The sequence below is a fragment of the Paenibacillus mesophilus genome (assembly GCF_005938385.1).
GTDB lineage: Bacteria > Bacillota > Bacilli > Paenibacillales > NBRC-103111 > Paenibacillus_AB > Paenibacillus_AB mesophilus.
Genome location: NZ_VCRA01000013.1, coordinates 174,241 through 187,635 on the forward strand (window position 1 = coordinate 174,241; position 13,395 = coordinate 187,635).

The window sequence follows — 13,395 nt, forward strand, 5'->3', positions numbered from 1 at the left end:
ATGAATACGATCGTGCGGGTGTTATCCAGGGGGAAGCGTACCCAAATTGCTATGCATGCGGCGGCGTATCATAGCTCCCGAAGGCATCGTTTGGTAAAATTAGAAGGTGTGCCCGTGCAACACGATCATCCTTGCGGAGGTGTCCCCAACATGTTAGAGCAAACCCTGGTCATAAGAGTCGAAACCGAGTCCGATTATAACCAAGTGTTCCGATTGAACGTCGAGGCGTTCGGAAACCGGGAAGACGAAGCCCGCTTGGTCGAGCGAATTCGCTCGTCTGAGACATTTATTCCCGAGCTGTCCGTCGTCGCCGTACAAGACGGAGCGATCGTCGGCCATATTTTGCTTAGCGAAGCGGAAGTGGCGGACGGCAATGTACGCCGTAAAGTAATCGCGCTCGCGCCAATAGCGGTCAAGCCTTCCATGCAAAAAAGAGGAATCGGCGGGGCGCTGATCCGCGAAGGGCTGCGGCGAAGCCAAAAGCTCGGCTACCCGCTCGTTCTGCTGATCGGTCACCCGTCGTATTATCCGAAATTCGGTTTCCGGCCGGCCCGGTCCTTCGGGCTGGAGCTGAAGCAGTTCGAAGTGCAGGACGAGGTTTTTATGGCGGCCGAGCTTGAACCGGGCGCGCTGGGCCGAATCAAGGGCGATCTGCGCTATCCTTCCGCTTTTTTCGGGTAAAGCGAAACAGCCTGCGCTGACGCAGAAGCCGCTCCGTCATTGGCGAGACGTTCCAATTGTCCGGCGTTCCCGCCGCACGCCATTCGCGGATAATGACATCGTCGGCCGCTTTAATTTCGCATTCCTCCAACTTGTTCTTACTTCCACCGCCGCAAATCGGGCAAATCGAAATAACGCAGCATGCCGGGCATGATGATGCCTTCGCTGTCCAGCATGTCGTAATGGCGCGAGCGAACCAGCTCCGCGATGCTGCCGATGCCGTTTGCAACCTCCACCTGCTTCAGCCGGTCGTCCAATAGCTCCGCCAGTTGGCCGTACAAGCCGAATCGTCCATCCGCATACAGCCGGATATCGCCGTTCGTTCCGCCGCTTAACAGTTCGACGATATCCAAGGCGCGCAGCACGTCGAATGTCCGCAGAGCGGCCAAGCTGTCGCCTAGCCAATATAGATCGATCGCAAGCTTATGGATCGTGCCGAAAAAATCGTGCAGCCCGCTGCGGGCCGTAATGCTGTTCGGCATAACCGCCCCGTCGCCCGATACGTCCAGGACGAATACGGCCCGGCCGGTCTTGCACGTTTCCCGAATCCAGTCGAGACGCGGCTCGATGCTTCGCGTACCGCGCGCCCATAGAGCGATCGTGACCGGCGAATCGCTCTCCCCGCTTGCGGCGGATCGGAACATGAACCCTTGATTGAACAGCGACGTCTGGCTCCAATACAGCACGCTTTCAACGGCTATATCGTCGTCCGGCTTGCCGAGCGCGACTCTGCGCGGATTGAGCGGGCACGGCTTACGTCCGCCGTATACCCTCTCGCGCAGCCAAGTAAGCGCGCGTTCCTTTCTTGCCGCATCCGGCAAGGCGGAGGCGGCTGCCTCCAGCTCGGCGAGCCGATCGCCATTTTCTTCATGCACGGCGCGCGCATCGTCTCTATCGCCCCGCACTTGCCCGCTAGCCGTACACCACAGCAGCTCCGGTGCGATAGGCCGTATCCCTTCCCAAGAACAATCGGGCCGCCTGCCCAGCAGATGCTTACAGAAAAATTCGGCAGCTCCTTGCGCCATAGGAGGCGAATAACCGTGTACGCACGCGTCTTCGAAATATTCGAGACGGGCTTCCCCGCCGTACATGTCCCAATACCGCTTCGCTCTCTCCACCGTTCTGCGCGTTCCTTCGATCGGGAAGAAATCGTACTCCGCCGCCAAGACGAGGGCGGGACGCGGCGCCATCGCCATCAGGATGTCCTCGTGATCGAAGCCGATCTTCGTGAGTCCCGGCCATATTTGCTCCGCATCCTGCGCCTGGCCCGCATTCATGTACGACTCCCGGTTCATGATAAAGGCAGCCGGGGCGGCGGCGGCGATGCGGGGATCGCACAGCATCATCATGCTCGTCTGCGTCCCTCCGCCGGAACAGCCGGTTACGCCGATTTTCGCCGGATCGACTTCAGGGCGGGTGCATAAATAATCAACCGCTCGCATCGCATCGTGGACGAAGTAGCGGGCGATATTGTCGCCGAGCGGCAAGCTTTGTCTGCCTGCGTATTCATGCTCGCGCGTGGAGGCGGCGACTTCGATCTTCTTTGTGTCGCGGTCGTAATAGCTTAACCGCTCCCCTTGTCCGATCGGGTCCATCGTAAGCACGATCAACCCGGCGCGGACAAGGTGCTGCGAGACGGTCTGGTACACGTCCCCATGCTTGCCCAGCGGATTATGCCCGCACAAGTGCAGCACAGCGGCGGTTGGGGCGGCGATTCCGTCCGGTATGTACAAGTTCGCCGTCACATAGTGGCCCCGTCGCGACTCGAACATCACCTTCTCGACCCCATAGCCGTCGCCCCGCACAGTCCCTGTAATTTGCGGACGGAGCGGGGTATCGCTCGGCGGAAGACCGCCGAGCGACTTTATAAACTCGCTCCTTATCCAAGCTCTTCGCCGCTCAAGCTGTCCGGCGTCGGCAATCTCGTCTCTCGCCTGGTCTCCCGCGGTGAACGCTTCCGCCGATCGGCCGTAAACATGCTGCTTCAGCTGATCTTTCACATCGTAGATGGCCAGCTTGTATTGCTCGAAATCGGTTGCTTTCATGACTTTCCCTCTTTTCGGCGGATTCGGATCACCCTTCGGCCGGACCCGCTACTCGATGATTTTCTCGATTACGACATCATCCAGCCAGACCGATCCTCCGACGCTGTCCGCCATAACGCCGAAATAGAGCATGGCCTTGACAGCGCCCGGGGAGGCGGTAAAGGTCGAGGAGACGTAGGTCCAGTCCGAGCCGTAAGGCGTCGTCATCCCCGGTTCGTTCCTCACCGTCGCCGCAGCAGCCGAAACTTGCCTGATTCTTAGCTGCAGCGGACCGGACGTCAGTCCGTTTTTGACCCAGGCGCCGACCCGGTACCGCTGGCCGGTCACGATCGGAACGGAAGCCGCGTCAGTCGGATAGACCCGGTTGTACGTGCCGGTCGGGTCCACTCGCGCGGAAGCCTGGCCGCTATGCGATACGGTGCGGTCCCACACCGCGTTGTTGAATGTCCAGCCGACGGGCGAGCTGCCGGCCCCTTCTTCAAAGCCCGGATTCGATTGCAGATTGCGGTCCAGCTTGACCTCCATTACCGCCTCGGGGTACGCGACCGACCCGGCGCGGGGCGAGACGGATACGGGGTAGGAGCCGCTCGCGAGATGTACCGGCAAATAGACCGAGCCTTGAACGGCCGCGGTGCCATAGGCGGACAACGTTACCGTCTCCGGCAAGCTGATCGAGATTCCTCCTCCCGCACTGACGGCTGGCGCGATTGTCAAGACGCTGCCGGTCCGGTTCGTCAGCCTCCATTCTATTGGGTAGTTCCCTCCCTCGCTCGCCTTAAGTGTCACCGGGAGAAGTCCCGACACGAGCGCCGGCTCGATATTCCGTACAGCTTGCTTGGCCGCCGTGATCGTCACGCCGTTATAGTCGAAGCTCGCCGTCGCTCGGAAAGGATAGCTGCCCACCGCCGCAGCGCCCGGAATAACAAATTCGAATCTCTTCTCGGAGACCTCGTTCGCCGCAAGAGTGCCGACCTCGTAGTCTGCGGGCGGCAAGGCGAACGCTTCCGGATAATCTATCCGAATACGCATATTGTCCAGTGCCTTCTCCCCATTGTTGCGTACTAGAACGTTGAATTCGCCCGTTGCTCCCGTTAGCCAGTATCCGGTATCGCTTGTCAGGTCCAGCGCTGCGAGCGAGCCGATAACCTTTTCCGCCCGGCTTCCGATTCCGTCCGTTAGTTCCAATAGTGCTTCTTTGCTTTGTGCCGGTATTTCTTCCGGCCTCTCCAGTATCCATTCACGCAGCTTCTGAAGCCGCCTGACGGCCGAAGCGACCGAATTCATCGCATCGCGCATGTCGGGTGCGGAAGCGCCCAATTCATCCGCGGCCTGGGCCAATAAATCGGCCGCCGCTTCTATCTGCCGGCTCCAGAACGGATGAGCGTATAACGTCTTCCCCTCCAACAGGTCTGCCGACGCCTTTTCCAATACGGTTCCGAACGGGGTGATCTTGTAGACGGCCGCTTGCTCCGGCGTCAGCAGAACGTCAAGCTCGTTTCCGTGTCCGGCCAGCTGTCCCGGCGCGCCGTCGAACAACGGTTCGTAGAAAAAGCCGGTAAAGCCCAAAGGAATCGCAACGCTCTTGTCCTCTTTGGTCAAATTGACAGCGATGGCGTAATAATCGGATTGATGGCGCCATAATCCCCACTCGGCATCCTCTCCGTGCCCGCCCCTTGTTTTCTCGCCTTCCGTAACGAGCGAGGCGATCCATTGCAATTCCTCGCGGAACTGCTTCAAGTCATTCCACAGCGCCGTACTTCTGAGCGTCCAGCCCGGATCGTTCAGCGAATAATAGCCGAGTCCCGTCGCTCCGCCCAATACGGCCTGATACGCCATATTGCGAAACTCGCTTCGGGTAGGCTCCATCCCTTGCGGCAAGCCTTGGCCGGCATAGGTGCGGAATGTCTGCAGCACCGTCCACACCGGACGTTTGCCCTCCATCCGTTCCACCGCCGTCCGGGTATGCTCGCCAACGAGCGAGATCGGCTGACGGTGCAGCGGATAAGGATCTACGGCCAATACATCTGTGCCCTTCGACGATTCGATGAAATCTTGATCGTCCGCCTCTACCAGATAGACGGGATGGACGGGATCGAGCGACCGGATCAGATGATACGACGAAGCCAATTCCTCCGCGCCGATCCATTTCGCCGAAGGCTCGTCGATCAAATACCAGGCAAGCACGGCCGGGTGGTTTTTAAACCGGGTGACATAATTCTCGACAAGCCCGATATTTTCTTTAACCGTCCCGCCCGGGTACAAGTAGACGAGCGCCTTCAGCCCGTTCGCCGCCGCACCGTCCAGCTGGGCTTTCATCCGGTTCCAGTCCTCCGTCGCCTTCGTCTGTATCGTATTGATGCCCGCGGCGGACAAATACGGATAATCTTCGGGCTCGGCATGATAACCTATGACCGGAAAGAAAGGCTGTCCGCCCGACGTCACAATTCCGCCATCCGGCAGAGCGGTCGGCCGGTTCCAGCGGTACAGCGTTTTTTCCTCCCTCCCGAGCGTTTGACCGTTCGCATCCAGCAGGGACGCCTCCAGCGCATAGGGGCGGCCGACGGACATGAGCCTCGGGTCCAAAGTGAGCGGAACCGTTTGCGCGGCCGGAAGCGGAGCCCATTGATAGACCGAGGCGCCCGCCGTTTGATCGACAAGCCGCAGCCGCACGTTTTTGCCCGACATGATGCCGTCCTCGGGATCGACGTACAAGGTCGCTTCCATCTCCGTCGCGTCGGAGTAATAAAATTCCTGGTCCGTATGAACCGCAACCTGCGGCTTCGGCTTCACCATCGTGAGGGCGGCATTATCGAAATAGATCGTTCCGGTCCCGTACAGCCGCAAATAAAATTTCACGTAAGCCGCTCCCGGCGGGGCGGTCCGGGTCGCGGAGCCGTACCTCCATTCGCCGTCGCGAATCCGGTACGTATTGAAGTATGCGGCGGACTCGGCGGCACTCTTGCCTTCGGCCGTATAAAACTCGAATTTGAATCCGGCCTGCCCCGTCACGCCCATTCCTTTGAACCAGGTGGAGAACTCGTAGGTCGCGCCCCCCTCGACCGGAACGGTCTGCTGAATCCACGGCTTGTTGCCGGTCGTCGTCTCGATGGAGACGCCGTAGTTGCCGGTTTGCGCCGCCCCAGGAAGCAGCTTCGCCGTACTGCCCCATTGGCCGCTTATCGCACTCCAATACGTCGCCTGGTTCACGCTCGTTTGCTCAAAACCCGGATTCGCCAGCAGGTTTGCGGAATACGTCGAGCTTGCCACGCCGCCTGACGTCGGCGCCAAGCCCGGGGAGGCGTCAAGCCCGTAGCCTGACGCGGAACCGCCAAGCGCCGATGCGGGCGCCGCCGTCAGCAAGCCGATCGTCAATGTCAGCGCAAGCCGCAGCATGATGCTCGGAAGCATGCTTCGTCTCATGTCCGGATCACCCTTTCGCCTATTTCTTCATCTCGCTCTCCAAATATTTATCGGCCTGCTCCTGCGCGCTGCGGATCGCGCTGTTCAGATCCGTTTCGCCCGTTACGACCTTCAGCACGTTCGGCGTCAGGAACGACAAAATTTTCGTATCATAAATGCTCTTGTAGGCCATCGGGGCGAGGCTGTTGTAATAAACCGCGCTCCAGTTTTTCCCTTTATGCTGGCTCTCCGAGCCGATCGCTTTCTTGATGCCGTCGTCGTTCAGAACGGTCATGTAGCCTTGCTTGGAGTAATTCATCTGCATTTCGGGCGAAATCATATATTTGATCACTTCCATCGCCGCATCTTTGTTTTTCGATGTCTTCGTGATCGCGAACGTCTTCGGATTCGCCTGCGATCCGAGCTTCGGCTTGTCTTTCAGCACGGGAAGCGAGACGAGATCCCAATTGATATCTTTCACGTACTGAGGGCCGTCGAACGGAAACTGCGAGTTGAATACCATCATCGCCAGCTCCTGCGAGGACGTCATCTCCGTATAATACGGCAGCTTTTTCTTCGCCGTCGCCCATTCCTTATAGCCCGCCGTCGCGTTGTTCAGGAAATACGTCTCGAGCGCCATCCGCCACCGCTCGTCGGTCAGCACCGGCTTCTTCGTCTTCGGATCGTACAGCGGCATCGAATATTGGCTCATGTTGAGAATGTGGGCGGGGGAAGCCGAGTACCCCATATAGGACACGCCGCCTTCGCTGCGGGTCATTTTCCGGTTCAGTTCGCCCACTTCGTCCCAAGTCATGCCGTCCTTCGGATAGGGGACGCCGAACTTGTCGAATATGCCTTTGTTGTAAAACATCACCTGCACCAGATTCGTCACCGGCAGGAAATACAATTTCCCGTCGCCCATCGTCTTGATTCCGTCGATCAGCGTTGGCTCGAACTTGGTCAGATCGACGCCGTGCTTTTTGACAAGATCCGTCATATCGAATTTCATATCGAGTCCGAACAGCGGGTCCGGCATGCCGTTGATGCCCGCGATGATGATGTCGACGTGCTGGCCGGCCACGATAAGGTCTTGCAGCGTCGAGCCTTTCGTCGCCTGAATAAATTTGATCGTATAATTCGGAAATTTCTTCTTGATAAAGGAGCCGTACGATTGATTGAATACTTCCTCGCCCGCCCCTCCCTGGTCCTGAAAGATGAGCTCGACCGGCTCGGAGCTTGCCTTCTGCCCCCCGGACGGGGCCGTCGCGGCACCGCCGCCATTCTTTCCGTCGCCTGCATTGCTTCCGCAAGCCGTCATCAAGCTTGCTCCGACCAAACAGCCGATCGCCGTCTTCCATACTTTGTTTGTCATACTTGGCACCCCTTGTCGTTTTGTCGTGTTATAAACCTTGCAGGCCGGCCTATTTCCGCCGTTGACCGGCAAAACGCGCGACCCTTATAATGAGAGGGAACGGAAATCGATTACTGTATTTCCGTAAAAGTCAGGAGGAAACGCTCATGATGAAACGCGGCCTTTCGCTGTCGCTCAGGTGGAATTCCTTATTTGTCAGACTGCTATCTTCCTTCCTGCTGCTGATCGTCCTGCTGCTTTCGTTCAACCTGTTCTCGTTTGCCTTCTTCAAGACGAATGTCCATCAAGATATCGTGAGCTACAATATGCTGGGCTTGGCGAAATCGGTCGAAAGCTACGAGAAGCATTTCAATCTGATCGAGTTCAATCTGATGCAGCTCGGCATGAGCCGGCCGGTAGCGGCCTTAGGCAAAAGTGCGGACGCCTACGACTACAGCGTCGTTTCTCAGGCGATAGAGCAAATTCGGACTTTGACCGGCAATCCGCTGTTATTTCTGAACAATATCGTGATCTACGCGCCAAATCGCTCTTACTTTCTCGAGAAAAACGGCACCGGCACCACGTCGGAGCTATTCTTCAAGCAATACGCCAGCGCCCGTTACGGTGCGGACTTCTGGGCGAAAGAACTGTCGGACAACGCCTCCGCATTCCGGCTGTACCCGGCTGCCCGATTTTATTCCGATGTCCCCGTAAACGGCGTTTCCGATAAAGGAACGCTGTTCCCGATTGCGGTCCGGGCCGGATCGTATGCGATCCTTTCTTTTCTCGACGCGGGACAGTTGTTCGATCGCTTCCACGTGTCCCCGAATGACCATTTCCTTATTCTGGACCCCGCCGGCAAGCTTTTGTTCCAGAACGGCGATCTATGGGATACGGATATGCTCTCGCTTGCCTTTCAATCCGGAGAAGGCCAGCTAAGGATGGACGACAACTACTTGTTCTACAGAAAAGGCGCCGACACCGGCTTCACTTATGTCAATATCGTGCCGTTCTCGAATATTACCGCTCAAGTATCGCGGTTAAATAAGGTGCTCGCTTCCGTGCTGGGGGGCGCGCTTCTCATCGGCTTCCTCCTGTCGGTCGCGCTCAGCATCAAGTTCAACCGTCCGATCCGCAAAATGATTTCCGGCTTCCAGAAGCAAGGCTCCCCGCTTCAGACAAGGAGCAACATCCGCGAGCTGGACTGGATCAGCGACCAAATCGACGCCATCGTGCGTTCCGAGCGGGAAATCCGCAACCGCCTTGATCACAGGAACGACTTGCTCAAATCGTACGGGTATTTAAGCAAGGTGAAGAAGATGCACCAGCAGAGCCTGAACGAGCTGATCGACACCGACAAACCGTTCCGGCTCATCTTGTTCAGGATCACGTTCACGGACCGGTTCGACGGGCTGCCCGCCGCGGAACGCGAGAAAGCGTCCTATTATATCCGGGAGCTGATCGCCCTGCAGCTCGGCGAGAGCTTCGCCGAATCGACCACCTTGCAGGTGGAGCACGACCAGGTGCTGACCCTTTTGAGCGGCGACGCTTCCCATGACGGCATGATGACGGTACTCCGCCGTCTGAAGGAAGTTGCGGACCGGGATCAAGAGCTGTTCCTGTTGACGATAGCCGTATACCCGCAGCCGTGCCGGCCCGGCGAGCTCGCCTCGGCCTATGAGGAAGCGTGCCGCATGCTCCTGGATCGGCGTCTGGTCGCGGAAACGGAGATCGTCACGAAGCGTTCTGCTTCCGCACCCGATCTGCTGATCGCTCCGGCGGACGATCAGGAGCTGTCGATCCAGCTGCAAGCCGGCGAACGGGACCGCGCGCTCGAGCTGCTCGGCAAATGCATGCGCCGCCTCGAGGAGAAGGACGCGAGCGCCCACCGGTTCGGTTTATTCGCCCGCGAAATCGCCGCGAAAATCGAGAAATCGCTGCTTTTCTACCAGCTCGATACGAAGCCCTTCATGGATCGGCACTCGCCCTTCGAGCGGATCGGGAAATGCACCGGGATCGGCCGGATGGAGCTGCTGCTCACGCATATGATCGAGGAATGCTGCATGCTGATCCGGGAGAAGAAAGCGCGCCACGACCCGGTCAAAGATTTCGTGCTGGACTATATCGTCACCCATTATCGCGAGGATTTGTCGCTGGAATCGGTCGCCGACCGGCTGCAAATGTCGCGCAGCTATTTGTCCACCTATTTCCGCGACAAAACCGGCATGACCTTCACCGACTATTTGAACGCGCTCAGGATGAGCAAGGCCAAGGATCTGCTCAGCTCCAAGGAGGACATCCGCATAGGCGAAGTGGCGGCGGAAATCGGTTATCGGAACGTCAATTCGTTCATCCGCATGTTCAAGAAAATATGCGGTGTGACGCCCGGGGAATACCGCCGATCGGCGCTGCAAAATATGGACGGCCGCGGGTAGGTCCATTAAAGTCCATACATCGGCCTTTTAGGCCTCCTTATGGCGACGGCGCTCCCTTATAGCGGTCATACTGCCGCTGCCTCGCCTGAAGCACGCGGTCCAATCCGAGCGAAGCGACGGCGCGGCCGAACCGGTCCCAGTCGATTGCTTCCGCTCCGGTAATGTAGCGGGCCAACGTCGACTCGACATAAGCGCGCAGCGGAGTGCCGTACAGCTCGTCCGTTTCCTTCTCCTCGGGAGTGGGGAGCGTAAGCGGAAGCGATTCGACCAGATAGGGCCTGACCTTGCGGGCCATCTCCGCCCCGACCGGATCGGAATCGAGCATTGCCTGCGGCTGATGCGACAGCGGACCTTTATCCGCGCGAATCCACGGCAGCGTCGGCATCGCCCCGAGCGAGCGCAGCAATCGGGTCAAGTCCAGGCCGTCGGGATTGCGGGCCGCATAATCGGTAAATTTCGGTTTGCCGTCCGACATCGTGAAGGTCAGCCCTTCCACTCCGAAATTGACGAGCCGGCTGCCTTCCTCGCTCGCATAGATATAATCGAGCCACCGGATCGCGAGCTCCGGATTCGGACTGCTGGCGGATATGCCGAACCACGAGCTGACCGGGCCGTATATTTCATAAAATCCGCCGTGACCCGCGCCTCCGGGCGGTACGGTCATCACCCATTCGGCTTGCGGATCGCCGGCCTGGCGATTGCCCGACTCGTATTTCGGCCGCTGATTCAAAAATCCGTTAAGCGCTCCTACGCGTCCCCCCGCCACCTCGGACAGAAACGAATCCGTGGTTTTCGTCAAGAAATCGGGCGCGAGCAGCCCTTCGCCGTACAATTTGCGCCACCACTCCACCAGTTGCTTCGTTTCCTCGGACAGCCATTCGTACTTCACCTTGCCGCTTGCATCCGGGTAAAAACCGTCGCTGTAAAACAAATGTTTCCGGACAGCGCTTCCGAACAGCTTCAACCCTTTCAGGCCGAGGTCCGGCAGCAGCGGAATTTCGTCCGGAAGGCCGTTGCCGTTCGGATCGTTTTCCTTAAACGCTTTCAAGACGGTGTACCATTCGTCCAAAGTGGTCGGCTCACGCAGCCCGAGCCGGTCGAGCCAATCTTTGCGGATCATCAGCCCGTACGGATCGGTATAGGCGACGCCGGTCACGACCGATGCAAGCGCATACAGCTTGCCGTCCGAAAGCCGCAGCTTTTTGTCGATATCCGGATTGTCCCGCAAAAAGGCGGCTATGTTGGGCGCCTGCTTCGAGATCAGCTCGTCGAGCGGAAGGATCGTACCGTTGCCCGCTAATCTCACCGGGTCGCTCTCCGGGATATAGAAGATGTCCGGCAAATCCGTCCCCTTCGACAGCCTCAGCCTCATTGCGTCGCCAAACTGTCCCCTTGGAAGCACTTCCCAGACGATTTTGACGCCGGTCCGCTTCTCGACCTCCCGCCATACGGGCAAATCGTCCGTGTAGCTATTGGCGGTATAGTAGTTGTCATTGGTCGCGACCCGCAGCACGGGCTTATCGCCCGACGCCGGATGGGACCCGGCAATGGCGCCGCCCGCCTCTTTCTCGCAGCCGCCTATCATCAATGCCATAGCGGACACGATGGCAGCTCCCGCGATCGGCCCGTTCCTTCTCATCGGATAAGCCCCCCTCGGCAAAGTCGTTCGTTCGGATTCGATATGTCCTTATCGTACAACAACCCGGGACGATTCGCGACTCCCATTCCTCCTTTCCACGAACGTCTTGGCCGGGCTTCGTCGCCGCAAACGGACGGTGCCGGCTACATCAAATGTAACCGGCACCGGAACGGCTGTATATCGCATTTTCGTTGCATTTTCTCAGCAATGTCGTTTTTTCCAACGATCCGCATATAAACGAACGGTCGGCATATCGGGGAACCGGCACCTGTCGTGCATGATAAGTGCCTTCATTTCCGGTCGTCCGGAGCAGCCAGTAGCCGTTCCAGCCGCCGGACGGCTTCCTCTTCCGTCTCCAGCCCGGACCAATACAAATTCGCTTCCTTGTACAACGATTCGAGCCGCGCAATCGGCATATTCAAATCGCGGAACGTGCGGAAGGTGGGGATAATTTCCCGATACATATGAAACCGGTACGGACGGTACACGCTCTCCTCCCCGGTCCATTCCGCAGCGGGCTTCAGGCTTGGTATGCTAAGCGTCTTGCGGCGTATGAGCATCTGCGCTTCGCCGGAGGCGAGATAATCGACAAACCGTCTGGCGCTTTCCTTTTCTTTGCTATGGGTGCTTATCGCCAAACCGACCAGCATGAGCAGCGTTTTCGGCTCGTTCAAATACGGCAGCGGGGCGATATCGTACTCGAACTCCGCACTGCGTTCGTGGCGGTTCAACCCCATATAAGTGGTCAGGATCATCGACACTTTCCCTTGAAAGAACAATTTCTCGGCGTCGCTGTCCTCCTCCGACAAAAACAACGGGAACCGGTTCCGCAAATAAATCGTCCGGCACGCCATCAGGCTTTCCTTCAGTTTTCGTCCGTCCGTTTCAAATCCTCCAGCATCGTTCCGTTCGAAACGCAGGCCGTTTTGCATGAACAATACCGGCCATCGGTTACTGGACGGGAAATGGAAATAAAAGCCGAACCGCTCCCGCTCCACGGTCAGCCGGTCCGCGGCCTCGAACAGCGTGTCCCACCGCCAGCCGCTGTCCGGCTCCATCAAGCCGGCTTCCCGGAAATGGTTTTTGTTGTAGCACAGCATAAGCGGAGTGAATAGGAGAGGCCGCAGCTTCAGTTGCCCCTCTTGCGTGAACGCCTCGTTCAGGAAAGGGTATGTTTGCGAATCGGGCTCGAACGATTCCAGCTGCCCGAACCCGTCGTTTTCCCTGAAGCTGTCGAAGCCGTTATAGTTCATCGTGAAGATGTCCAATGACGATTCGTCAATCCGTTTCTTTACAGTGGAATAAACGTTCAATTCCGGCGACATGGCGATCAGCTCGACGCGAATGTCGGGATTCCGCTTGTGGAATTCGGCCACCAGCGTCTTCATCGCCGCTTCCTGAAGCAGCGATACGTGACAGCCGAACCTTAGAACGACCGTCTCTTCCCGCGCGCGTCCGGCGACTCTGTTGCCGACTCTCGGCACTTTCTCAATTAATCCTTCGGCTACCAGCTCTTCGAGTCCTTTACGCACCGTGTTGTTGCTTAATCGATACAAGCCGGCGTACGTCTTCTCCGAAGGAAGGAACTCCCCCTTCTGCAAAACGCCGCTTGCAATATCGCCGCGAATCGTCTCCACCATCGCTTCGAGCCGCAGCTGAAACGTTTTGCGGCTCGCTCTTTCCGACTTTTCCATAGCATGACCCTTCCGCCCGATGTCTCAATCTATGTACTAGCATACAGGAAGCGGCGAACCGCTTCAACAGCGAAGGCTCGCCCTATGTTCGGGGCGAGCCGTGTATAAGCTT

Annotated in this window: 7 protein-coding genes; 2 read left to right on the forward strand and 5 right to left on the reverse strand. The window is 58.1% G+C overall.

Annotation, left to right across the window (positions count from 1 at the left end; translation table 11 throughout):
- Positions 1-150 precede the first annotated feature (150 nt).
- Entirely contained in the window at positions 151-681 is a 531-nt protein-coding gene (locus FE783_RS22625; protein ID WP_238403204.1) for a GNAT family N-acetyltransferase, read from the forward strand.
- 137 nt (positions 682-818) lie between these two features.
- Here FE783_RS22625 and FE783_RS22630 read toward each other — a convergent pair whose 3' ends face one another.
- Genes FE783_RS22630 through FE783_RS22640 form a run of 3 tightly spaced genes read right to left on the reverse strand, consistent with a single transcriptional unit; the run spans position 819 to position 7,536 of the window.
- Positions 819-2,765, reverse strand: coding sequence for an alpha/beta hydrolase family protein (locus tag FE783_RS22630; RefSeq protein ID WP_138881665.1), 1,947 nt, complete (start codon positions 2,763-2,765; stop codon positions 819-821).
- A gap of 48 nt (positions 2,766-2,813) precedes the next feature.
- Complete coding sequence (locus FE783_RS22635) at positions 2,814-6,185, reverse strand: glycoside hydrolase family 2 TIM barrel-domain containing protein (protein WP_138881666.1); 3,372 nt, start codon at positions 6,183-6,185, stop codon at positions 2,814-2,816.
- 19 nt (positions 6,186-6,204) lie between these two features.
- On the reverse strand, positions 6,205-7,536 hold the full coding sequence (locus FE783_RS22640; protein WP_138881667.1) for an ABC transporter substrate-binding protein: 1,332 nt from the start codon (positions 7,534-7,536) through the stop codon (positions 6,205-6,207).
- A gap of 146 nt (positions 7,537-7,682) precedes the next feature.
- Here FE783_RS22640 and FE783_RS22645 point away from each other — a divergent pair, with 146 nt between their 5' ends.
- Complete coding sequence (locus FE783_RS22645; RefSeq protein ID WP_158301981.1) at positions 7,683-9,950, forward strand: helix-turn-helix transcriptional regulator; 2,268 nt, start codon at positions 7,683-7,685, stop codon at positions 9,948-9,950.
- Positions 9,951-9,987: 37 nt separating this feature from the next.
- Here FE783_RS22645 and FE783_RS22650 read toward each other — a convergent pair whose 3' ends face one another.
- Together FE783_RS22650 and FE783_RS22655 are read right to left on the reverse strand one after the other, a co-directional pair.
- Entirely contained in the window at positions 9,988-11,589 is a 1,602-nt protein-coding gene (locus FE783_RS22650) for an extracellular solute-binding protein (protein ID WP_138881669.1), read from the reverse strand.
- A gap of 290 nt (positions 11,590-11,879) precedes the next feature.
- Complete coding sequence (locus tag FE783_RS22655) at positions 11,880-13,283, reverse strand: extracellular solute-binding protein (protein ID WP_138881670.1); 1,404 nt, start codon at positions 13,281-13,283, stop codon at positions 11,880-11,882.
- Positions 13,284-13,395: the final 112 nt, after the last annotated feature.